This is a genomic window from Dactylosporangium sp. NPDC005555, from assembly GCF_040605635.1.
GTDB lineage: Bacteria > Actinomycetota > Actinomycetes > Mycobacteriales > Micromonosporaceae > Dactylosporangium.
Genome location: NZ_JBEXDG010000062.1, coordinates 38968 through 60895, shown reverse-complemented (window position 1 = coordinate 60895; position 21928 = coordinate 38968). Strand labels below are relative to the sequence as shown.

20 protein-coding genes and 1 tRNA gene are annotated in these 21928 nt (G+C 71.5%); 17 read left to right on the top strand and 4 right to left on the bottom strand.

Going from position 1 to position 21928, the window contains the following annotated elements; translation table 11 throughout:
- The 3 genes from ABZS58_RS42125 to ABZS58_RS42115 all read left to right on the top strand — a co-directional run.
- Nucleotides 1-1187 (top strand): phospholipid carrier-dependent glycosyltransferase (locus ABZS58_RS42125; RefSeq protein WP_354789527.1); only part of this gene is annotated, 1187 nt, incomplete at its 5' end.
- A gap of 158 nt (nt 1188-1345) precedes the next feature.
- A complete protein-coding gene (locus ABZS58_RS42120; protein ID WP_354789526.1) occupies nt 1346-2470 on the top strand; it encodes a SpoIIE family protein phosphatase in 1125 nt (374 codons plus the stop codon).
- Between the two features lie 24 nt (nt 2471-2494).
- On the top strand, nt 2495-2986 hold the full coding sequence (locus ABZS58_RS42115) for a MarR family transcriptional regulator (RefSeq protein ID WP_354789524.1): 492 nt from the start codon (nt 2495-2497) through the stop codon (nt 2984-2986).
- Nucleotides 2987-2996: 10 nt separating this feature from the next.
- Here ABZS58_RS42115 and ABZS58_RS42110 read toward each other — a convergent pair whose 3' ends face one another.
- Nucleotides 2997-4238, bottom strand: a complete 1242-nt coding sequence (locus tag ABZS58_RS42110) for a hypothetical protein (RefSeq protein ID WP_354789522.1) — start codon at nt 4236-4238, stop codon at nt 2997-2999.
- A 158-nt stretch (nt 4239-4396) separates the two neighbouring features.
- On the opposite strand from ABZS58_RS42110, the gene ABZS58_RS42105 reads away from it, so the two are divergent.
- The 5 genes from ABZS58_RS42105 to ABZS58_RS42085 all read left to right on the top strand — a co-directional run bounded on the left by ABZS58_RS42105 (nt 4397) and on the right by ABZS58_RS42085 (nt 9378).
- A complete protein-coding gene (locus ABZS58_RS42105) occupies nt 4397-5254 on the top strand; it encodes a TatD family hydrolase (protein WP_354789521.1) in 858 nt (285 codons plus the stop codon).
- Entirely contained in the window at nt 5251-6120 is an 870-nt protein-coding gene (gene rsmA, locus ABZS58_RS42100; RefSeq protein WP_354789520.1) for a 16S rRNA (adenine(1518)-N(6)/adenine(1519)-N(6))-dimethyltransferase RsmA, read from the top strand. Before ABZS58_RS42105 ends, rsmA begins: the two co-directional genes overlap by 4 nt.
- A 61-nt stretch (nt 6121-6181) precedes the next feature.
- Entirely contained in the window at nt 6182-7081 is a 900-nt protein-coding gene (locus tag ABZS58_RS42095) for a 4-(cytidine 5'-diphospho)-2-C-methyl-D-erythritol kinase (RefSeq protein WP_354789532.1), read from the top strand.
- Nucleotides 7082-8887 (top strand): ABC-F family ATP-binding cassette domain-containing protein, encoded by a 1806-nt coding sequence (locus tag ABZS58_RS42090; protein WP_354789519.1) that lies wholly within the window; start codon nt 7082-7084, stop codon nt 8885-8887.
- Between the two features lie 20 nt (nt 8888-8907).
- Entirely contained in the window at nt 8908-9378 is a 471-nt protein-coding gene (locus tag ABZS58_RS42085; protein ID WP_354789518.1) for a DUF4383 domain-containing protein, read from the top strand.
- Nucleotides 9379-9504: 126 nt separating this feature from the next.
- Here the strand turns inward: ABZS58_RS42085 and ABZS58_RS42080 are convergent, their stop codons facing one another.
- Entirely contained in the window at nt 9505-10107 is a 603-nt protein-coding gene (locus ABZS58_RS42080; protein ID WP_354789530.1) for a TetR/AcrR family transcriptional regulator, read from the bottom strand.
- Nucleotides 10108-10181: 74 nt separating this feature from the next.
- The gene (locus ABZS58_RS42075; RefSeq protein WP_354789516.1) at nt 10182-11174 is read right to left on the bottom strand and encodes an acyl-CoA desaturase; all 993 of its coding nucleotides are present in this window, start codon (nt 11172-11174) and stop codon (nt 10182-10184) included.
- Between the two features lie 207 nt (nt 11175-11381).
- Here ABZS58_RS42075 and ABZS58_RS42070 point away from each other — a divergent pair.
- The 9 genes from ABZS58_RS42070 (at nt 11382) to cysN (ending at nt 21005) form a co-directional block, all read left to right on the top strand.
- Nucleotides 11382-11456, top strand: a tRNA-Gln gene (locus tag ABZS58_RS42070).
- 44 nt (nt 11457-11500) lie between these two features.
- Nucleotides 11501-12970 (top strand): bifunctional UDP-N-acetylglucosamine diphosphorylase/glucosamine-1-phosphate N-acetyltransferase GlmU, encoded by a 1470-nt coding sequence (gene glmU, locus ABZS58_RS42065; RefSeq protein WP_354789514.1) that lies wholly within the window; start codon nt 11501-11503, stop codon nt 12968-12970.
- Nucleotides 12971-13003: 33 nt separating this feature from the next.
- Entirely contained in the window at nt 13004-13984 is a 981-nt protein-coding gene (locus ABZS58_RS42060) for a ribose-phosphate diphosphokinase (RefSeq protein ID WP_354789512.1), read from the top strand.
- A gap of 324 nt (nt 13985-14308) precedes the next feature.
- A complete protein-coding gene (locus ABZS58_RS42055) occupies nt 14309-14941 on the top strand; it encodes a 50S ribosomal protein L25/general stress protein Ctc (RefSeq protein WP_354789510.1) in 633 nt (210 codons plus the stop codon).
- A gap of 178 nt (nt 14942-15119) precedes the next feature.
- Entirely contained in the window at nt 15120-15707 is a 588-nt protein-coding gene (gene pth, locus ABZS58_RS42050; protein WP_354789509.1) for an aminoacyl-tRNA hydrolase, read from the top strand.
- 134 nt (nt 15708-15841) lie between these two features.
- Nucleotides 15842-17947 carry a sugar transferase gene (locus tag ABZS58_RS42045; RefSeq protein WP_354789508.1) on the top strand — a complete coding sequence of 702 codons (2106 nt, stop codon included), beginning with the start codon at nt 15842-15844 and terminating at the stop codon, nt 17945-17947.
- On the top strand, nt 17947-18786 hold the full coding sequence (locus tag ABZS58_RS42040) for an inositol monophosphatase family protein (RefSeq protein WP_354789506.1): 840 nt from the start codon (nt 17947-17949) through the stop codon (nt 18784-18786). The genes ABZS58_RS42045 and ABZS58_RS42040 overlap by 1 nt, the downstream gene beginning before the upstream one ends.
- A gap of 19 nt (nt 18787-18805) precedes the next feature.
- The gene (gene cysD / locus ABZS58_RS42035; RefSeq protein ID WP_354789505.1) at nt 18806-19714 is read left to right on the top strand and encodes a sulfate adenylyltransferase subunit CysD; all 909 of its coding nucleotides are present in this window, start codon (nt 18806-18808) and stop codon (nt 19712-19714) included.
- A 1-nt stretch (nt 19715) separates the two neighbouring features.
- The gene (cysN, locus tag ABZS58_RS42030; protein WP_354789504.1) at nt 19716-21005 is read left to right on the top strand and encodes a sulfate adenylyltransferase subunit CysN; all 1290 of its coding nucleotides are present in this window, start codon (nt 19716-19718) and stop codon (nt 21003-21005) included.
- Between the two features lie 109 nt (nt 21006-21114).
- On the opposite strand, the gene ABZS58_RS42025 is transcribed toward cysN, so the two are convergent.
- Nucleotides 21115-21897 carry a hemolysin family protein gene (locus ABZS58_RS42025; protein ID WP_354789502.1) on the bottom strand — a complete coding sequence of 261 codons (783 nt, stop codon included), beginning with the start codon at nt 21895-21897 and terminating at the stop codon, nt 21115-21117.
- Between the last annotated feature and the right edge of the window lie 31 nt (nt 21898-21928).

The window sequence follows — 21928 nt, the reverse complement described above, 5'->3', positions numbered from 1 at the left end:
TCACGGTCGGCGTGCTGTCGATCCTGCTCATCGTCCTGGCCGCCCGGCGGCTCTTCCGCTCCACGATCCTCGCCGCCACGGCCGGCCTGCTGATGTCCTTGGACGGCATGCACTTCGTGCTGTCCCGCGCCGCCCTGCTCGACATCTTCCTGATGTTCTGGATCGTCGTCGCGTTCTTCTTCCTGGTCCTGGACCGCGAGCAGCGGCGCGCCAGGTGGCTCGCGGCGCTGGAGCGCGGGATCGACCCGGGCCGCCCCGGTGCCGGGAACCGGCCCCGGCTCGGCGTGCCGTGGTACCGGCTGGCCATGGCCGTCTCGCTCGGCCTCGCCTGCGGCGTCAAGTGGAGCGCGCTGTGGTACGTGCTGCTCTTCGTCGCGCTGACGCTGATCTTCGACATCAGCGCCCGGCGCGCGGCCGGCTCGCGGCACAGCATCCGCGACGGCATCCTCGACGACGGCGCCTGGGTCTTCGCCGTGTTCGGTCTCGCGCTGGCCGCCTACCTCGCGACCTGGACCGGCTGGTTCGCCTCCGACGACGGCTACTTCCGGCACTGGTACGCGCAGACCAACGGCCTCACGTCCGACCGACTCATCGACCCGTTGCTGAACCTGTGGCACTACCACCACGAGGCGTACAAGTTCCACACCGGGCTGAGCACGAAGCACCAGTACCAGTCGTGGCCGTGGATGTGGCTGCTGCTCGGCCGTCCGGTGGCGTTCTACTGGAACACCGACGGCCCGTGCGACGCCAGCAGCTGCGCGTCGGAGATCCTGCTGCTCGGCACCCCGCTGCTGTGGTGGTCGTTCCTGCCGGCCCTCTTCGCCCTCGGCTGGCTGGCGATCGCCCGCCGCGACGGCCGCGCCTGGCTGATCATGGTCTGCGCCCTCGCCGGCATCGTCCCGTGGTTCCAGTCGATGCCCGAGCACCGCACGATGTTCTACTTCTACGCGCTGCCCGCCGAGCCGTTCCTCGTCCTGGCCGTGGTCTACGTGCTCGGCGCCGTCATCGGCCCGCCGCGGCACGTGCAGCCCGCCAGCGACCACCGGCTGATCGGGTCGATCGTCGCGGGAGCGTACGTCCTGCTCGTCGCGGCCTGTTTCGCCTACTTCTACCCGATCTATAGTGGTATGGACATTACGTACACGGAATGGTTCTCCCGTATGTGGCTCGGATCCCGCTGGGTGTAGCGATCATGGGGTGACTGGGTAACACCACTGTCGACAGACTGCCTTATATTATTTGCCGCACGGCAAGCAAAGGCTTCAGTCGCTGATGGTGAAGGGCTCGAATGTCCGGCGTTGGCTCCATCGAGAAGGCTTTGCGCACCGCACCACCTGATCGCCTGGTGGAGGTGCTCGACGCCCACCTGAGCGCGTCACACGGGACGAAGAGCAGCACCGTGTGGCTCGCCGACTACCGCTCCACGTCGCTCTCGGCGTCCTTGCTCACCAATGGCTCGGATGACGAACTGGCCGCCGCGACCAGGGCGTTCGCCAGTCAGACGGCCATTCTGGACGCCCGGGAAGGGCACGCGCTCGCCCGGTTGCACCTGCCGATCACGGCGTGGGGCGAGCGCGTCGGCGTGCTCAGCGTGGTCCTGGACGCCGACCGGGCGCAGCAGGCCCGCGAAGAGCTCCGCGACGTGGCCGCGACCTTCGCGGTGGCGTTGCAGGCGGCGTACCGGCGCACCGACCGCTACCACCTGGACCGCCGGCGCGACGGCCGGCTGACGATGGCCGCCGAGATGCAGTGGGACCTCCTGCCCGCCCGCGGCTACGACGCGCCCGGCGTCAAGCTGGCCGGGCAGTTGGAGCCGGCGTACGCCGTCGGCGGCGACCACTTCGACTGGTCCGTCAACGGCGACTGGCTCACCGTCACCGCCCTCAACGGCATGGGCGCCGGCCTGGACGCCGCCCTGCTCACGACCCTCGCGGTCAACGCGATGCGCAACGCCCGCCGCTCGATCCCGACCGGCCAGAGGGCCCCCGGCGACCTCGCCGACCAGGCCGTCCTCGCCGCCGACGCGATCTTCTCGCAGTACGGCGGGACCCGGCACGTGGCGACCCTGCTCCTCTCGCTCAACCTCGTCACCGGCGACCTGCGGATCATCGACGCGGGCTCGCCCCGCATGCTGCTGGTCCGCGGCGGCCAGGTCCGCGACATGGTCCTCGACCCGCAGCTGCCGCTCGGCATGTTCGGCGACACCCGCTACGTCGAAGAACACGAAAGCCTCCAGGCGGGTGACCGCGTCTTCATCGTCAGTGACGGGGTGCACTCGGCCACCCGGCCGAACGAGGCCGCGTACGGTGAGCGCGAGTTGAGCCGTGCCATACGATCGACCCGGTTGCAGCCACCGGCCGAGGCCATCGGCAGCGTCATGCGGAGCCTTCGTGACTATCACGCGGGCGCCGAGTTCGTCGACGATGCGCTGATCGTCTGCCTCGACTGGTCGCCCAGAGCCGACCCGTGATCCCCGCGAGCCCCGGAGGACGACGTGCGGACCCGACCTTCACCGCACCCGGCTGGCAGTGACGACGCGGCCTCCGTGGCCGCCGCCCTGGTCGACGCCACGGGTCAGGCGCTGGTGCTCGCCACCAGCGCCGCCAACGACAACTCCGGCGTGTCCGCGGCCCAGTTGCGCGTCCTCGGCGTCGTCGACCAGGCCGGCTCGATCAACCTGACCCAGCTGGCGATCGCGCTGCACACCGCCCCCTCCTCGGCCAGCCGCCTCTGCGACCGTCTCGAGGCGGCCGACCTGCTCCGCCGCACCAACGACGACCGCGACCGGCGCGAGGTCTGGCTCGTCCTGACCCCGACGGCACGGCGGCTGCTGGACGGCCTGGGCCGCCAGCGTCAGGAGACGATCGCCGCGGTCCTGCGCCGTATGTCCCCGGACGACCGGGCCGCCCTCGTCCAGGGCCTCCAGTCCTTCTCCCACGCCGCCGGCACCCCGGTGGCCGACAGCTCCAAAGCCCAAGCCAGCTAGCTGTCAGCTGTTACCCGCCTGTCGCCGAAGGCGAAAGGCGGGTAACAGCTAACAGCTCGAACCAATGGTCGTCTTCGCGGGCGTCGGTGACCTCGGCGCCAGGGGCCCAGGCTTCGTAGAGGCCGCGTTCCACGCAGTGGGCGCCGAGGCGGGCGACCTGGTCCCCGTCCGGGCGGCTCAGTCGCAGGCGGAGCCAGTCGCCCTCCTCACGGATGACGGTGCACGGTGCGTTGCGCCAGGTGGCGGACGGGACGCGGCGGGCCAGGGCGTCGAGGGGGTAGCGGGCGGCGCGGGTCTTCGCCGCGACCCGGAACTCGCCGGGCGGGTCGACGATCGCCTCGTAGATGTTCTCGCGGTAGCGGCCCACGTAGCACGCCAGTGGCGTGGTGGTCGGGAAGTACTCCTGGTCGCCCGCGATCGTGTCGGGGAGCAGGTGGCGCCACTGGGGGCCGTGCATGCGGCTCCACGCCCGCTGCTCCGGCAGGTACGTGTACAGCGTGACCTCGGTGCCGTCGCCGGTGTAGGCGACCAGTGAGGTGTTCGCCGGGACGGGGAGCTCGGCCAGGTCGCGGGTGACGAACTCGGGCACGATGTGCCGGCCGCTGGGCGCGAAGCCGGTGCCGATGACGGGCGAGCCGAGCCGGTCGTGCGGCGGCATGGTGACGAGGCCACCGTACGAGTCGGCGAGCGGCACCTCGTAGTCCCACGGGTCGACGGCACGCCAGCGGATGGCGAACACCACGTCGTCCGAGGAGGGGGTGCCTTCGCTGAGGATCGCCAGGTCCTGCGGGGTCCGCAGGTGGGCGACGTCGAAGGCGCGGTAGCAGAAGCCGCTGATCGGCCAGCCGCGCAGGTGGCCGCCGAGCTGCCGGCCCGTCAGAAACTTGATCATGCGGGTGCCGCGGCGGACGGTGGCGGTGCGACGGATCGGGGCGAGGTGGCCGCTCGCCGACGGGGTCTGGGTGAGTTTGTGCAGGCCCGCCCAGTCCATGGCGCGGGTGACCGGCATCGCCAGCGGCTCGTCCTCGAAACCCGAGAGGCCGTCGAGCGAGGTGACGACGTCGGTGGCGTGCACGAAGCGCCGGAACGGCCAGCGGGCGCCCGGCCGCGGGTTGGGCAGGAAGCCGGGTCCGGGCTGCGCCGAGTACACCTCGAACGCGGCGCCCTGCGCGATCTCGTCGGCGGGGTACGTGGTCCCGTCGAGCGTCACGCTGTGGGTCGCCGACCCTGCCGTATGCCCGATGACTGTCACATTCGCGACGCTAAGGCGGGGTGGTGTGCCCCAGGTGAACGGAGCATGAACGCCGGACCGGGGGTGGCATGCTTAACGCCGATGAGTGAGCGAAGTGAGCGAATCATGTTGCAGCGCGCCGTGCCTCGCGGTGCCGGTGAGCGAAGCGAGCCGGCAGCGTGAGCGCGAGAGAACACAGCCGTCAAGGGGCGTTTCCCCCACCGACCGAGCCGTTGCCTGTGGCGGTGCTGGACAGTCATACCCACATCGACATCACGCTGAAGGGCCGAGCGGACGACGTCCCATCGACCGTAGCGGATGCGCTGGAGAAAGCCAAAGCCGCCGGCGTCGACCGTCTCGTCCAGGTCGGTGTCGACGTCGAGTCGTCGCGCTGGGGCGTACAGGTGGCGCAGGAGCACCCCGAGGTGGTGGCGACGGTCGCTCTGCACCCCAACGACGCGCCGAGGCAGAAGGACCTGGACGGCGCGCTGCGCGAGATCGAGCGCCTGGCCGCCCACCCGCGGGTCCGTGGCATCGGCGAGACCGGCCTGGACTACTTCCGCACCGGCGACGACGGGCGCAAGGCCCAGCACGAGAGCTTCCGCGCGCACATCGCGATCGCGAAGCGGCACGGCAAGACCCTGGTCATCCACGACCGCGACGCGCACGACGACATCCTGCGCGTCCTGGACGAGGAGGGCGCCCCCGACCAGGTCGTCATGCACTGCTTCTCCGGCGACGAGACGTTCGCCCGGGAGTGCCTCGACCGGGGGTTCCTGCTGAGCTTCGCCGGCACCGTCACCTTCGGCAACGCCGGCGACCTGCGGGCCGCGGCGGCCGTCACGCCGCTGGACGGGATGCTCGTGGAGACCGACGCGCCGTTCCTGACCCCGGTGCCGTTCCGCGGCCGGCCGAACGCCAGCTACCTGATCCCGTTGACGGTGCGAGCGCTCGCCGAGGTGACCGGGCACGACCTGGCGGCGTTGTGCGCCGCCATCTCCGCCAACGGCACCCGCGCGTTCGGGGAATGGCGATGACGCTGCTCGGCCCGGCGGAGATCCGGGAGCTCGCGGCGTCGCTCGGCGTCCGGCCGACCAAGCAGCTGGGGCAGAACTTCGTCCACGACCCCAACACGGTCCGGCGGATCGTGCGCGCCGCCGAGCTCACCGGCGACGACGTGGCCCTGGAGGTCGGCCCTGGGCTCGGCTCTCTCACGCTGGGCCTGCTGGAGGAGGCGGCCAAGGTCTGTGCGGTGGAGATCGATCCCGTGCTGGCGAAGGCGCTGCCGGACACCGTGCGCAGGTTCGCTCCCGAGCACGCCGGGAAGCTGCACGTGATCGAGGGCGACGCCCTGCGGGTCGACGTCGACGAGCAACCGACCGCGCTGGTGGCCAACCTGCCGTACAACGTCGCCGTGCCCGTCGTGCTGCACCTGCTGGCCACCCTGCCGTCGCTGCGCAAGGGCCTGGTCATGGTGCAGAAGGAGGTCGCCGACCGGCTCGTCGCCGGGCCCGGCAGCCGCGTCTACGGCGTCCCGAGCGTGAAGCTCGCCTGGTACGCGACGTCGAAGCTGGCCGGCAAGGTCCCGCCGAGCGTGTTCTGGCCGGTGCCGAACGTCGACTCGGGCCTGGTGGCGTTCACCCGGCGCGAGCCGCCCCAGGAAGACCGCAACGAGCCGTCCCAGGAAGACCGCAAGGCGACGTTCGCCGTGGTGGACGCCGCGTTCGCCCAGCGCCGCAAGACGCTGCGGGCCGCGCTCGCCGGATGGGCCGGTGGACCCGACGTCGCCGAGCGGATCCTGCGTGCCGCGGACGTCGACCCGGGCGCTCGCGGGGAGCAGCTCACGGTGCGGGACTTCACCCGCATCGCGAGCCAGCGGCAGTCGCAGGCGCCGCACGGGTAGGGTGCACCACGTGACCGAGCCGCTCTTCTCCGAAGATGACGAGGAGTTCGACCGGCCGCGCCTGGCCGCGCACGGACCGGTCCGGGTCCGCGTGCCCGCGAAGATCAACCTCCACCTGCACGTCGGCCCGTCCCGGCCGGACGGCTTCCACGAGCTGACCACCGTCTATCACGCGATCGGGCTGTACGACGAGATCACCGCCCGCCGCGGCGACACGCTGACGCTCACCATGGAGGGCGAGGGGACCGGCCACCTGTCGCTCGGCGAGGACAACCTCGTCGTCCGGGCGGCGCGGGCCCTGGCCGCCGAGACGGGCCATGACCCGCACGCCCGGCTGCACCTGAAGAAGCAGATCCCGATCGCCGCGGGGCTGGCCGGCGGCAGCGCCGACGCGGCCGCCGCGCTGGTCGCCTGCGACCAGCTGTGGGGGACCGGGCTGTCCCGCGACGACCTGGCCGGCATCGCCGCGACCCTGGGCTCGGACATCCCGTTCCTGGTCCTGGGCGGCACCGCGCTGGGCACCGGCCGTGGCGAGCTGGTCAGCCCGATCCTGACCGGCGGGCACGCCTGGCACTGGGTCCTGGCGGTGGCCGAGGAGGGCCTGTCGACCCCGACGGTCTACAAGACGTTCGACGAGCTGGGCGCGCAGAGCGAGGCCGGCCCGCCGGACGGGCTGATGGCGGCGCTGCGGCAGAAGGACCCCGACGTGCTGGCCGGGCACCTCGCCAACGACCTGCAGGCCGCGGCGCTGCACCTTCGTCCGGAGCTTCGAGGTGTACTCGACGCGGGGCTGGACGCCGGCGCCCTCGCCGGTCTGGTCTCCGGCTCCGGTCCGACCATCGTCTTCCTGGCCGAGGACGCCCGGCACGCCGCGCTGCTCGCGGCCGACCTGGAGGCCGCCAACTGCTGCCGCGCGGTGCGCACCGCCGTCGGTCCCGTGCCCGGAGCGAGAGTGCTGTAGATGGCCAACATCATCAACCTGGACAAGGTCGGCAAGACCTACCCGGCGGGGCGGATCTTCGACGAGGTGTCCCTCGGCGTCGACGACACCGACCGCATCGGTGTCGTCGGGCTCAACGGGGCCGGCAAGACGACCCTGCTGCGGATGCTCACCAAGGCGGAGGAGCCCGACGAGGGCCGCGTCACGCACCGCCGCGACCTGCGGGTGTCGGCCCTGCCGCAGAACCTGGACCTGCCGCCCACGGCGACCGTCCGCGACGTCATCATCGGCACCGCCTGGCTGCCCGCCGCGTTCGCCGCCGAGCACGAGTGGGCCGGCGACTCCGGCGTGCGCACCGTGCTCAACGGGCTCGGCATGCCGCACCTCGGCCTGGACGCGCCCGTCGGGCCGATGTCCGGCGGTGAGCGGCGCCGCATCGCGATCGCCGCGCTGCTGGTGCGCCCCGCCGACCTGCTGATCCTCGACGAGCCGACCAACCACCTCGACGTCGCCGGCATCGCCTGGCTGGCGCGGCACCTGCTGCAGCGCCGCGGCGCGCTCATGGTCGTCACCCACGACCGCTGGTTCCTCGACGCGGTCTGCACGACCACGTGGGAGGTCGCCGACGCGACCGTGCGCGCCTACGAGGGCGGCTACGCGGCCTGGACCCTCGCGCGGGCCGAGCGGCTGCGGGTCGCCGCCGAGACCGAGTCCCGCCGGCAGAACCTGCTGCGCAAGGAGATCGCCTGGCTGCGGCGCGGACCGCCGGCCCGGACCAGCAAGCCGAAGTTCCGCATCGACGCGGCCAACGCGCTCATCGCCGACGTGCCGCCCGCCCGCGACACGGTGTCGTTGCAGCGCCTCGCCGTCACCCGGCTGGGCAAGCAGGTCTACGAACTGTCCAAGGTGGATCTGCGAGCCGGAGCGCGGACCCTGCTGTCCGATGTGGACTGGCTGGTGGGACCCGGTGACCGGATCGCGATCCTCGGCGCCAACGGGGCCGGCAAGACGACCCTTCTGCGGGTTCTGGCGGGGGTACGGGATCCCGACGGCGGCCGGCTCCTGCGCGGCAGCACGGTGCGCGCCGCGTTCCTGTCGCAGGAGCTCAGGGAGCTGCCGTCCGGCCTGCGGCTGCTGGAGGCGGTCGAGGAGGTCGCCAAGCGGGTCAAGCTCGGCGACCGTGAGCTGACCGCGTCGCAGCTGGCGGAGGTCTTCGGCTTCACCGGCGCCCGGGTGTGGACGCCGGTGGCGGACCTGTCCGGCGGTGAGCGGCGCCGGCTGCAGCTGCTGCGCCTGCTCGCCACGGAGCCCAACGTGCTGCTGCTCGACGAGCCCACCAACGACCTGGACATCGACACCCTGGCGGCGCTGGAGGACCTGCTCGACTCGTGGCCGGGCACCATCGTGGTGGCCAGTCACGACCGGTACCTGGTCGAGCGGGTCGCCGACGTCGTCTACGGCATGTTCGGCGACGGGCACCTCGTCCACCTGCCGGGCGGGGTGGACGAATACCTGGAGCGCGTCGACGTCGCCGGGGAGGGCTTCGGCGCGGGGCAGGGCACCACGCCGTCCGCCGCCGGCAGGGACAAGGCCGCGGACCTGCGGGCGTCGGACAAGGACGCGCGGGCCGCGAAGAAGGAGCTGTCCAAGCTGGAGCGCAGCATGGACCGGCTCACCCAGAAGGAGGCGGCGTTGCACGCCCAGCTGGCGGAGCACGCCACGGACTACGCCCGGATCACCTCGCTGGACGCGGAGCTGCGCGCCGTACAGGAGGAGAAAACCCTCATCGAGGAGCAATGGCTCGCCCTCGCGGAGATCGCCGGGTGACCCGGCCCTAGAATGCGGTCATGGCCGCTCACTTTCCGATCAACCACCACCTCCGGCCCCTGTACCGGCTGCTGTGCGTCATCGCCGGTCTCTACATGCTGGTCTTCGGCGTGGTCGGATTCGTCCAGACGTCGGGCAACCAGTTCACCGGTCTGGACGGGGGCGAGTGGGTGCTGGGGCTGCGCACCAACCCCGCCTTCGCGCTGCTGTCGCTGGTCGCCGGTGTCGTCGTGCTCGGCGCCAACCTCATCGGGCGCAACCTGGCCCACCACGTCAACCAGCTGGCCGGCATCGTGCTGACGGTGGTCGGCATGGGCTCGCTCGCGCTGCTGCAGACCGAGGCCAACATCTTCGCGTTCTCGATGGTCAACGTGGTCGTCACGTTCATCCTCGCGGGCATCACCGGCACCGCCAGCCTCTACGACCGGGTCGGCAGCTCGTCCGCCGCCGACGCCGAGGAGCAGTTCCGGCACGGTCCCCGCACCGCCTGAAGGCACGGCCCGCGGGCGGCGCGAAGGCACCGCCCGCGCGGGGCGTGAAGGCACGACCCGGAAGCTTGGACCCGCTTCGCGTGAACGATCGAAGGCGGCGCCCCCTGAGGCGCCGCCTTCGTCGTCCTACTTGCCCTGGCCCGTGACGAGCGTGGGCTTGCCCTCCATGTTGGACAGGCCGTTCCAGGCCAGGTTGACCAGATGCGCCGCGACGACCTCCTTGCGGGGCTTGCGCACCTCCAGCCACCAGCGGCCGGTGAGCGCGACCATCCCTACGAGGGCCTGCGAGTAGAGCTCGGCGAGCTTCGGGTCGAAGCCGCGGCGCTTGAACTCCGAGCCGAGGATGTGCTCGGCCTGGTGTGCGACATCGTTGAGGACGCTCATGAAGTTGCCGGTCGGCGACATGACCGGCGACTCGCGGACCAGGACCCGGAAGCCGTCGGTCTCGTGCTCGATGTAGTCCAGCAGCGCCAGGGCCGCCTGTTCCAGCAGCTCGTGCGGGTGGCCCGCGGTCAGCGCGTTGGTGATGCGGTCGAGCAGGTTGCGCACCTCGCGGTCCACGACCACCGCGTAGAGCCCTTCCTTGCCGCCGAAGTGCTCGTAGACGACGGGTTTGGAGACCTTCGCGCGCGACGCCACCTCCTCGATGGAGGTGGCGTCGAACCCCCGCTCCGCGAACAGCGCCCGCCCGATGGCGATGAGCTGCTCGCGGCGCTGGGCGGCGGACATCCGCACCCGGGACTTCGGCGGTGGCACTGGGCTCGTCGAGCGCCGGACGTGCGGTGTTTCCTCCGGTAGGTCGGTCACCCGCTCATCGTGCCAGCCGCGCCGGACGTGGCGGCGACCCGCTTCGCATCGAGCCGGTCACGCTTCGGCCAGCGCACGTCCGTGGCCCAGCCGAGCTTCTCGAAGATCCAGATGAGCCGGGCGTTGATGTCGATCTGGCCCTTGTCGACCCCGTGCCGGGCGCAGGTGGGGTCGGCGTGGTGCAGGTTGTGCCAGCTCTCGCCGAAGGACAGGATGGCCAGGGGCCAGAAGTTGCTGGCCTTGTCGCCGTCGCGCGTGGAGAACGGGCGCTCTCCGTACACGTGGCAGATCGAGTTGATCGACCAGGTGACATGGTGCAGCAGGCCGATGCGGACGATCCCCGCCCAGAAGAACGCCGACAGCGCGCCCTGCCACGACCAGGTGACCAGGCCGGCGATGATCGCGGGCAGCGTCGCGGAGAGCGCCACGATCAGCGGGAAGAGCTTGTCGATGCGCCGGATGTCCTTGTCGGCCACGAGGTCGGGGGCGAAGCGCTCCCGGTTGGACAGCTCGCGGTAGAACAGCCAGCCCACGTGCGCGTAGAACAGTCCCTTGACCAGGCCGCCGAAGGACTCGCCGAAGCGCCACGGGGAGTGCGGGTCGCCCTCGCGGTCGGAGAAGGCGTGGTGGCGCCGGTGGTCGGCGACCCACTGGGTCGGGTTGCCCTCGATCGCGGTGCTGCCGGCGATCGTCAGCGCGATGCGCAGGCCACGGTTCGCCTTGAACGCGCCGTGGGTGAGGTACCGGTGGAAGCCCGACCCGATGCCGAGGCCGCCGATCACGTAGAAGACGGTGCCGAGGGCGACGTCGAGCCAGGTGAGTCCCCATCCCCAGGCGACGGGGACGGCCGCCAGGAGGGCGACGAACGGCAGGACCACGAAGCCCCAGAGGGCGACCAGGATCCCGATGCTCTGGCGGCCCTCGGTCAGGGCTCTCGGCCCACGCTCAGGGCTCTGACCAGGGACGGGATCTAGGAGTACAGCGGACATGGTACCTCTCAGGGGATCGACGCTACGCCTACGTCACCGTAACTTACGGAAGCGTAGGTTCGCCATACGAGCTCTGTGTCAAGCCGATTACCCGCGGTCTTGTGTGATCTTCGTCAGGAAAGATCGGCCGGACCGCCGACGGGGTGAGGGAACCAGCCTCGATACGAGCCGCAATGCCGCAACCGGTACGCTGCACACGCAGATCTTTGGGGTGTGGGGTAACGGCAGCCCGCAGGCCTTTGGAGCCTCGCAGTCCAGGTTCGAATCCTGGCACCCCAGCCACCTGACTACGATGAGGCGCACCGACACCGTCGAGGAGCGCGCCCGTGCGAAATGTGATCATCCTGGCCGCCGGCGAGGGAAAGCGGATGAAGTCGGCCCTGCCCAAGGTGCTGCACCCACTGCTCGGCCGGACCCTGGTGGGCCACGTGCTCGCCGCCGCCGAGGAGGCCATCGGCGGCGCCGCCACCGTGGTCGTCGGCCACGGCGGCGAGGTCGTCCGGGCCCATCTGGAGCAGATCGCGCCGGCCGCCGTGCCGGTCACCCAGATCGAGCGGCGCGGCACCGGCCACGCCGTGCGCATCGCGCTCGACGAGAGCCCGGACCTGACCGGCACCGTCGTCGTGCTCAACGGCGACATCCCGCTGCTGCGCGCGGAGACCCTCAGCGCGCTCGTGCACACGCACGAGAGCACCAAGGCCGCCGCCACCGTGCTGACCGCCGAGGTCGACGACCCCACCGGGCTCGGCCGCATCGTGCGCAACCGGGGCGGCGAGTTCGCCGCGATCGTCGAGGAGCGCGACGCCACCCCCGAGCAGCGGGCCGTCCGCGAGATCAACTCCGGGGCCTACGTGTTCGACGCGGAGCGGCTGCGCGAGATGCTCGGCAAGCTCTCCACGGACAACGACCAGGGCGAGGAATACCTGACCGACGTCATCGGCCTGCTCGCCGAGGCCGGCGCGCCGATCGTCGCGCACCGCGCCCCGGACGCCACGGAGACCCTCGGCGCCAACGACCGCGCCGAGCTCGCCGGGCTGCGGGCGCTCATGCGGGACCGGATCAACGACGAGTGGATGCGCGCCGGCGTCGCGATCGTCGACCCGGCGACCACCTGGATCGACGTCACGGTCACCCTGTCCCGCGACGTGGTCGTCGAGCCCAACACCCACCTGCGCGGCGCGACCCGCATCGGCGAGGGTGCGGTCGTCGGCCCCGACACGTCGCTCATCGACGTCGTCGTGGGGGAGGGCGCCGCCGTCATACGGACGCACGCGCTGTCCTCGGAGATCGGCCCGCAGGCGTCGGTCGGCCCGTTCGCCTACCTGCGCCCCGGCACGCGGCTCGGGCGCAAGTCGAAGATCGGCACGTTCGTCGAGACCAAGGCGGCCGACGTCGGCGACGGGGCGAAGGTCCCGCACCTGTCCTATGTCGGCGACGCCGAGATCGGCGAGGGCACCAACATCGGCGCCGCGACGGTCTTCGTCAACTACGACGGTGTGCAGAAGCGCCGCTCGGTGATCGGCGCGCACGCCCGCACCGGCGCGGACAACATGTTCGTCGCGCCGGTGCACGTCGGCGACGGTGCCTACACCGCCGCCGGCAGCGTGATCGTCAAGGACGTGCCGCCGGGCGCGCTCGGCGTCTCCCGGGCCCACCAGCGCAACATCGAGGGCTGGGTGGAGCGCAAGCGGCCCGGCACGGCCGCCGCGCAGGCTGCGCGCGACGCCCTCGCACGTGAACAAGACCACGTCGGCACCGGGCAGGTGGCCGACGTGGGGCAACCCGACGAACAATGAGCCCAACCACGAGATCGGGAGCGGGCGACCCTAATGGCCAGCATCAGTTCGGAGAACCGCAAGAACCTCATGCTCTTCTCCGGCCGGGGGTTTCCCGGGCTCGCTGAGGAGATCGGGGCGGTCCTCGGCATCGAGCCGACACCGATGGACGCCTACGACTTCGCCAGCGGCGAGATCTTCATCCGCTACCGGGAGTCGGTGCGCGGCTCGGACGCCTTCGTCGTGCAGTCGATGGTCGCGCCGATCAACGACTGGCTGATGGAGTGCCTGATCATGGTCGACGCGCTCAAGCGCGGCTCGACCAAGCGGATCACGGTCGTCCTGCCGTTCTACCCCTACGCGCGGCAGGACAAGAAGCACCGCGGCCGCGAGCCGATCTCCGCCCGGCTGGTCGCCGACCTGCTCAAGACGGCAGGCGCCAACCGGATCCTCACCGTGGACCTGCACACCGCGCAGATCCAGGGCTTCTTCGACGGTCCGGTCGACCACCTCTTCGCGATGAACACCCTGGCTGATCACATCGACGCCAAGTACGCGGGCCGCCCGATCACCGTGGTCGCGCCGGACTCCGGTCGGGTGCGGGTCGCGGAGCGGTGGACGGACCGCCTCGGCGGCTGCCCCCTCGCGTTCATCCACAAGACCCGCGACCCGCTGAAGCCCAACCAGGTGGTGGCCAACCGGGTCGTCGGCGAGGTCGAGGGCCGGGTCTGCCTGATCGTCGACGACATGATCGACACCGGCGGCACGATCGTCAGCGCCGCGGACATCCTCTTCCAGGAGGGTGCCGCCGACGTCATCGTCGCCGCCACCCACGCGGTGCTGTCCGACCCGGCGTGCGACCGCCTCGCCGCCAGCCGGATCAGCGAGGTCGTGGTGACCAACACCCTGCCACTCCCGAGTGACAAGAAGGTCGACAAGATCACCCAGCTCTCGATCGCCCCGCTGCTGGCCCGCGCCATCCGCGAGGTGTTCGACGACGGGTCGGTCACGACCCTTTTCGGTGGTCTGTCCTGATCTTCCGGCGGACCCGTCGGCCCGTCCGGTTGGACGCAGGCGCGTGATCTGCACAACCGGACGGGTGCAGTGTGAGGGTGCTCGGGAGTCTCGGGTAAGCTAGTGCGGTTGCCACGGCGAGGGTGCTCCAAGGGCCGGGCGTGCGATCCAGCGACCACCGCGAAGCGGTCGCCGGGTGAGCATGACGGCCATCGGGCTCCGTGATCGACGCGGTGCTCCGGGCCTGTGCCCCGGGCGCCTCCTCGCCCGAGCGCCGCACCACGACAACTGTTACCGGTCGCGCCGGCCGGTGCCCGCCGCACAACCGCATCAGGAGTTTTTGCCGTGTCCGAGGTAAAGATCAGCGCCGAGCCCCGCACCGAGTTCGGCAAGGGTGGTGCCCGCCGCACGCGCCGGGCCGGCAAGGTGCCCGCCGTGCTGTACGGCCACGGCGAAGCCCCCCGCCACATCGCCCTCCCCGCCCGCGAGTTCGCCGCCGCCATCCGGCACGGCGGCAAGAACCAGATCTTCAACATCGACATCACCGGCGGCGGCACCGCGCTCGCCCTGCCGAAGGCCATCCAGCGCGACCCGATCAAGGACACCTACGAGCACGTCGACCTGCTCATCGTGCGCCGCGGCGAGAAGGTCACCGTCGAGATCCCGGTCCACCTGACCGGTGAGGCCGCCCGCGACACGCTCGTCATGGTGGAGAACACCACGCTCGCCATCCTGGCCGACGCGACCAAGCTGCCCGAGTTCGTCGAGGTCTCCATCGCGGGCCTCGAGGCCGGCAGTCGCGTCACCGCCGGTGACGTCCAGCTGCCCGCCGGTGCGGAGCTGGCCGCCGACGCCGAGACCGTCGTCGCCGTCGTGTCCGCCGCCCCGACCGCCGAGGCGCTCGAGGGCGAGACCGCGGAGGCCCCCGCCGCCGAGGTCGAAGAGGCCGAGGCGACGCCGGAGACCGCCGACGCCTGAGCCGGTTCGTTCAAGGTCGCGGGCGCCCGAGGGCACCCGCGACCTTGCCGTATGTCAGGGGACCGCCAGGCGCCGCACGAGCCGGAACGCGGCGTGCCGGTCGGCGTGGTGGACACGAGGGCGGGCACCGTGCCCGGCCGGATGAGGACCCGATGACCGGAACCGCTGAGGGGACACGATGACCGACACCGCGCCCTGGCTGATCGTCGGGCTGGGCAACCCTGGCCCGGAGTACGCGCGCCACCGGCACAACGTGGGCTTCATGGTCGCCGACCTGATCGCGCAGCGGGCCGGGCTGCGCTTCTCTCGGCACCGCCGGGTCGCCGCCGACGTCGCCGAGGGCCGCCTCGGCATCGGCGGGCCGCGGGTGGTGCTGGTGAAGCCGATGACCTTCATGAACCTGTCCGGCGGGCCGGTCGCCGGGCTGGCGCAGTTCTACAAGGTGCCGGTCGCCCAGGTGATCGCCGTGCACGACGAGCTCGACGTGCCCTACGAGCAGCTGCGGCTCAAGCAGGGCGGCGGCGAGGGCGGCCACAACGGGCTGCGGTCCATGTCGCAGTCGCTGGGCAGCAAGGACTACGTGCGGGTGCGCTTCGGCATCGGCCGCCCGCCCGGCCGGCAGAACCCGGCCGACTTCGTGCTGTCCGACTTCGGCACGGCGGAGCGCAAGGAGCTCGACTTCTTCGTCGACCGCGCCGCCGACGCCGTGGAGATGGTAATCGAGCGCGGGCTCGAGCCGGCCCAGAACCAGTATCACGCGTCGTAACGGCCCGGTTGTCCATCGGCTGTCCGGTCTGAACCATGCATGCCGTTCCGTGTGGCGCCGTGACGCATGTCCGAGTTGCACGTTGTACTCCAAGTCGCACCTTTTGCAAAGAAGGCGGACTTGAGGAGGCGTGCGTGGCTGTCGACAGCGGGCGAACGCGGGACGGCTTCCACCGCCCGGCACACTCGCGCCCAGAGGATCGCCCCGGCGGCGTCCGCCGCGGGGAGCGCGCCGACGACCTGCGCCACCCTCTGCGCACCGACGCCCTGATCAACGGTGATCGCTCCTTCGGGACGCGGAACGACGATCACAAGGGCGCGCCGCGGGAAGGCGGTGACGGGCCTGCGATTCCCACGCGTGACCGGCCCGTCGGGGTGCGGAACGACGATCACGAGATCGCCGCCCGGCAGCCGCGCGCCGCCGGTGCCCGCAGGGACGAGCGTCCCGGCGGGTTGCGGTGGGAGGAACGGCCGGGCGGCAGGCGCCGCGAGGATCGCTCCGGTGGTCTGCGCCGCCCCGAGCGGCAGAGCAACGCACTGCAGTCGGACCAGCGCCCCGCTGACCAGCGCGTCGAGCCGGTCGAGCGGCAGGTGGTCCGCAGGCGGCCCAGCCCGATGAGCGGCGGCGCCGTCCGGCGGCCCGAGCGGATGCCGTCCGCGGCGGCCCGCACCGCCGCCGCCCCCGTGTCGCCGGCCCCCGGACCACCCGTCCCGCCCGCGCACGTCTCCGCCCAGCTCGAGGCCGAGGTGGAGGAGGCCGTCAGTCAGGCGGCCACGTTCGTCCCGGCGGCGGACCCCCGCAAGCCGGAGCCCGCGCTGGAGCCCACGAGGGCGCCGCGGCACCGGGCCCGCTGGGCATGGGAGGGCCGTTACCTGCGGACCCTGCTGCTGACCGACAGCGTGATCGGGGTCCTCGCCGGGCTGTTCGCGTTCGAGGTCCGCTTCGGCTCGGTGCTGACCAACTACAACAGCCGGTACGCGCTGCTGTCCGCGCTCCTGCCGGTCGCGTTCACCGCGACGCTCGCCGCGAACCGTGCCTACGAGAAGCGCTACCTGTTCGTCGGCACCGACGAATACCAGCGGGTCCTGCGGGCCGGCCTGGCGCTGACCGCCGCGACCATCGTCGGCGCCTACGCCGCGGAGATCGAGATCGCCCGCGGCTGGTTCGCGCTCGCGCTGCCGCTGGTCACGTTCGGCTGCCTGGCCGCGCGGTTCGTGCTGCGGCAGCTGCTGCACCGGGCCCGCAAGACGCGCGGCGCCTGCATGCGGCGGGTCGTGGTGGTCGGGCACGAACTGGCGGTCGAGGCGATGACCCGGCAGCTGTGCCGGGAGCGGTATCACGGGCTGAAGGTCGTCGGCGCCTGCCTCGCCGCCAAGGGCAGCGTGCAGGGCGTGCCGGTGCTGGGCACGTTCGACGAGATCGCCGGGGCGGTCCGCCGGGCGAGGGCCGACACGGTGCTCGTCCTGTCGTGCCACGAGCTGGACGGGCACGCGCTGCGCCGGCTCGCGTGGCGCCTGGAGCGCGACGACATCGACCTGATCGTGGCCAGCACCCTGATCGACGTCGCCGGCAGCCGTACCACCATCCGGCCCGTCGACGGACTGCCGATGCTGCACGTGGAGCATCCCACGCTCACCGGCGCGCGGCGGGTCCTCAAGGCGGTCGTCGACCGGGTCGGCGCCGTCGTCCTGCTGGTCGCGTTGAGTCCCCTTCTGGCTGGTCTCGCGCTCGCGGTTCGCGCGGAGTCCAAAGGGCCGGTACTGTTTCGTCAAGTACGGGTTGGAAAAGACGGCCATGAGTTCGTGATCGTCAAGTTCCGCACCATGCACACGGACGCCGAAGCCCGCCTCGCCGAGCTGCGGCACCTCAACGAAGTCGACGGCGCGCTGTTCAAACTGCGCAACGACCCACGGGTCACCCGCGTCGGACGGTTTCTGCGCAAGTTTTCGCTCGACGAGCTGCCCCAGCTGCTCAATGTGCTCGGGGGCAGCATGTCACTGGTCGGGCCGCGCCCGCCGCTGCCGGAGGAGGTCGCCGTGTATCCGGACGACGCCCGGCGCAGGCTGGCCGTGCGGCCCGGGATGACCGGCCTCTGGCAGGTGTCCGGCCGGTCGGACCTATCGTGGGACGAAGCGGTCCGCCTCGACCTGCAGTATGTGGAGAACTGGTCGCTGTCGCTCGACCTGGTGATCATGCTGCGGACGTTGAGCGCGGTGACCCGAGGGGCTGGAGCGTACTGATGACCGATCTGCCACCCGCCACCGACGGCGGGTTCGCCCGCTGGCTCGCCCAGCGCGCCGGCGACCTGCTGCTCAAGTTGCGCGAGGAGATGGGGTACGGCGACCCGGCCGCCCTGCGTAAGGCCGGTGACCAGCTGTCGCACGAGCTGCTGGTCGCCCAGCTGGAGCGCTGGCGCCCGGCCGACGCGGTCCTGTCCGAGGAGGGCGCCGACAGCGCCACCCGGCTGGGCGCCGACCGGGTCTGGATCGTCGACCCGCTCGACGGCACCCGCGAGTTCGGCGAGGACGGTCGCGCCGACTGGGCGGTCCACGTCGCCCTGTGGGGCCGCACGTCCGCGCGGATCACCGAGTATGCGGGCGACGGCACCCCGCGGCCGGAGCGCTCCGCCGGTTGGGGCCGGCTCCTCGCGGGCGCGGTGGCCCTGCCGGCGCAGCACTGCGTCCTCGGCACCGACACGCCGCCGCCGTTCCCGCCGATGCCGGGTGTGCAGGGCGAGCCGATCCGCCTGGCCGCCAGCCGCACCCGCCCGCCGGCGCTGCTCGCGGCGCTCGCCGAGCGCCTGCCGATCGAGCTGGTGCCGATGGGCTCCGCCGGTGCGAAGATCGCCGCGGTGATCGACGGCGCGGTCGACGCCTATGTCCACGCCGGTGGTCAGTACGAGTGGGACTCCGCCGCCCCGGTCGCTGTGGCGGTCGCCACGGGTCTGCATGCTTCCCGGATCGACGGGACTACGTTGGAATACAACCAGCCCGACCCACGGTTGCCTGACCTGGTGGTGTGTCGGAAGGCACTGGCGCCTCAGTTGCTGGCCGCGATCAGCGCGTCTGCCGCTTCCTAGGGAAAGGTTTCCGCCAACCATGAGTCGCGCGCCCTACCGCGTCTCGCATCTGGACGCTCTCGAGGCCGAGAGCCTGTTCATCATGCGTGAGGTGGTCGCCGAGTTCGAGCGTCCGGTCCTGCTGTTCTCCGGCGGCAAGGACTCGATCGTCATGCTCCGCCTCGCCGAGAAGGCGTTCGCGCCGGGCCGGATCCCGTTCCCGGTCATGCACGTCGACACCGGGCACAACTTCCCGGAGGTCCTCGCGTACCGCGACCGCCGGGTCGGCGAGCTCAACGTGCAGCTCATCGTGGCGAGCGTCCAGGAGGCGATCGACAGCGGCCTCGTGCGCGAGTCCGGCGACGGCATGCGCAACCGGATCCAGACCCCGGTCCTGCTGGAGGCCGTCGAGAAGTACCGCTTCGACGCGCTGTTCGGCGGCGCCCGCCGCGACGAGGAGAAGGCCCGTGCCAAGGAGCGCGTGTTCAGCTTCCGCGACGACTTCGGCCAGTGGGACCCGCGCAACCAGCGGCCCGAGCTGTGGGCGCTCTACAACGCCCGCATCGCGCCCGGCGAGTCGATCCGCGTGTTCCCGCTGTCCAACTGGACCGAGCTGGACGTCTGGCACTACATCGCCCGCGAGGCCATCGACCTGCCGGACATCTACTTCGCGCACGACCGCGAGGTCGTCGACCGCAACGGCATGTTCTACGCGATCAACGAGTTCCTGCCGCTGAAGGCGGGCGAGAAGCCGTTCGTGGAGCGGGTCCGCTACCGCACCGTCGGCGACGCGTCCTGCACCGCGGCGGTCCGCAGCGACGCGGACACGATCGACAAGGTCATCGACGAGGTAGCCGCGACCCGCATCACCGAGCGCGGCGCGACCCGCGGCGACGACAAGGTCAGCGAGGCGGCCATGGAAGACCGCAAGCGTGAGGGGTATTTCTAAGATGACCGCCGTTGTTGAGACCCCCGCACAGCGGCAGATGGACCTGCTGCGGTTCGCGACCGCCGGTTCCGTCGACGACGGCAAGTCGACCCTCATCGGCCGGCTGCTGTACGACTCGAAGGCGATCTTCACCGACCAGCTGGAGGCCGTCGAGGCGACCTCGCGCTCGCGCGGCGACGAGTACACCAACCTCGCGCTGCTGACCGACGGCCTGCGGGCCGAGCGGGAGCAGGGCATCACCATCGACGTGGCATACCGCTACTTCGCGACCCCGCGGCGGAAGTTCATCATCGCCGACACGCCGGGGCACATCCAGTACACGCGCAACATGGTGACCGGAGCCTCCACCGCGGACCTGGCGCTGATCCTGGTCGACGCCCGCAAGGGCCTGGTCGAGCAGTCCCGGCGGCACGCCTTCCTGTGCTCGCTGCTGCGCGTGCCGCACCTGGTGCTGTGCGTCAACAAGATGGACCTCGTCGACTACTCGCAGGAGGTGTTCGAGCGGATCGCCGACGAGTTCACCTCGTTCGCCGCGAAGCTCGAGGCGCCCGACCTGACGGTCGTCCCGATCTCGGCGCTGCACGGCGACAACCTGGTCACCCGGTCCGAGAAGATGCCGTGGTACGAGGGCCCGTCGCTGCTGCACCACCTGGAGCACGTGCACATCGCCTCGGACCGCAACCTGGTCGACGTGCGCTTCCCGGTGCAGTACGTGATCCGGCCGCAGTCCACGACGGTCGCGGACTACCGCGGCTACGCCGGTCAGGTCGCCTCGGGCGTCCTGAAGCCCGGCGACGAGGTCATGGTGCTCCCGTCCGGCTTCACCACGAAGATCACGCACATCGAGACGGCCGACGGGGAGCTGCAGGAGGCCTACCCGCCGATGTCGGTGACGATCCGGCTCGCCGACGAGATCGACATCGCCCGCGGTGACCTGATCTGCCGGCCCAACAACGCGCCGGCGGTCGCCCAGGACATCGAGGCGATGATCTGCTGGATGGACGAGTCCCGCCCGCTGACGGTCGGCGCGAAGTACTCCATCAAGCACACGACCCGCGCGGCCCGTGCCGTTGTCCGTGGCCTGCAGTACCGGCTCGACGTCAACACGCTGCACCGCGACGAGTCGGCGACGTCCCTGGCGCTCAACGAGATCGGCCGGGTCAAGCTGCGCACCACGGTGCCGCTGCTCGCCGACGAGTACCGGCGCAACCGCACCACCGGCGGCTTCATCATCATCGACGAGGGGACCAACCGCACCGTCGGCGCCGGCATGATCATCGAGGCCGGCTGAGGCTCGAGGCGAAGCATGGGGGGGTGCGGGGTGGGAACCCCGCACCCCGACCCGCCGCCTGCGGTGGGGCAGCCGGCGACAGCTTCCTCTATGGCTGGCGCGGGTTCCTCTACGGCTGGCGCGGGCGGATCACCGACACCCGCGCCACCCGGCGGCCCTCCACCGTGCCGACGTGCAGGTGCCAGCCGTCGTGCCGCACCTCGTCGCCGGTCCTCGGCAGCCGGCCCAGGCGGGCCATGACGAAGCCCGCGATCGTCTCGTACGGTCCAGTGGGGAGCACCAGACCGGTCCGCTCGGCGAGGTCCGCGAGGTTCAGGCGGCCGTCCACCTCCGCCGGCTCCTCCGGCGCGGGCGGCGCGTCGTACTCGTCGTGGATCTCACCGACGAGCTCCTCGATGAGGTCCTCCAGGGTCACGATGCCCGCGGTGCCGCCGTACTCGTCCATGACGACCGCCAGGTGGTGGCCCTCCCGGCGCATCTCGGACAGCGCGGACAGGACCCGCTTGCTCGCCGGGAGCCGCTTCACCTCGCGGGTCAGCTCCCGCAGGCGCAGGCACGGGTCGACCGCGGGCAGCAGTGTCAGGTCGCGCACGTGGACGAAGCCGAGCACGTCGTCCTGGTCGCCGTCGATGACCGGAAACCGCGAGTGCCGGGTGGCCCGCACCGTCGTCACCGCCTCCGCGACCGTCAGGCCCGCGTCGAGGAACAGCACCTCGGTGCGCGGGACCATCACCTCCCGGACGTGTCCGGTGCCGGTGCCACTGGCGATCAGGGTCCGCAGCTCGGCCTCGCTGACGTCCGCGGGCCCGTTGGTAGCGTGAAGCCGATGTGCCCAGCGGCTCAGCAGACGCGCGACGGCGTGTCTCATGGTTCCGGGGCCGAGCTCCGGCATGCCGGAATTGTAGGCGGCGGGCACCCCACCG

What these genes read in the sequence shown, in the direction of transcription:
- rsmA (WP_354789520.1), top strand. Translation starts at nt 5,251, where the DNA reads ATGACGCTGCTCGGCCCGGCGGAGATCCGGGAGCTCGCGGCGTCGCTC.
- ABZS58_RS42090 (WP_354789519.1), top strand. Translation starts at nt 7,082, where the DNA reads ATGGCCAACATCATCAACCTGGACAAGGTCGGCAAGACCTACCCGGCG.
- ABZS58_RS42085 (WP_354789518.1), top strand. Translation starts at nt 8,908, where the DNA reads ATGGCCGCTCACTTTCCGATCAACCACCACCTCCGGCCCCTGTACCGG.
- ABZS58_RS42080 (WP_354789530.1), bottom strand. Translation starts at nt 10,107, where the DNA reads ATGTCCGCCGCCCAGCGCCGCGAGCAGCTCATCGCCATCGGGCGGGCG.
- ABZS58_RS42075 (WP_354789516.1), bottom strand. Translation starts at nt 11,174, where the DNA reads ATGTCCGCTGTACTCCTAGATCCCGTCCCTGGTCAGAGCCCTGAGCGT.
- ABZS58_RS42060 (WP_354789512.1), top strand. Translation starts at nt 13,004, where the DNA reads ATGGCCAGCATCAGTTCGGAGAACCGCAAGAACCTCATGCTCTTCTCC.
- pth (WP_354789509.1), top strand. Translation starts at nt 15,120, where the DNA reads ATGACCGACACCGCGCCCTGGCTGATCGTCGGGCTGGGCAACCCTGGC.
- ABZS58_RS42040 (WP_354789506.1), top strand. Translation starts at nt 17,947, where the DNA reads ATGACCGATCTGCCACCCGCCACCGACGGCGGGTTCGCCCGCTGGCTC.
- cysD (WP_354789505.1), top strand. Translation starts at nt 18,806, where the DNA reads ATGAGTCGCGCGCCCTACCGCGTCTCGCATCTGGACGCTCTCGAGGCC.
- cysN (WP_354789504.1), top strand. Translation starts at nt 19,716, where the DNA reads ATGACCGCCGTTGTTGAGACCCCCGCACAGCGGCAGATGGACCTGCTG.
- ABZS58_RS42025 (WP_354789502.1), bottom strand. Translation starts at nt 21,897, where the DNA reads ATGCCGGAGCTCGGCCCCGGAACCATGAGACACGCCGTCGCGCGTCTG.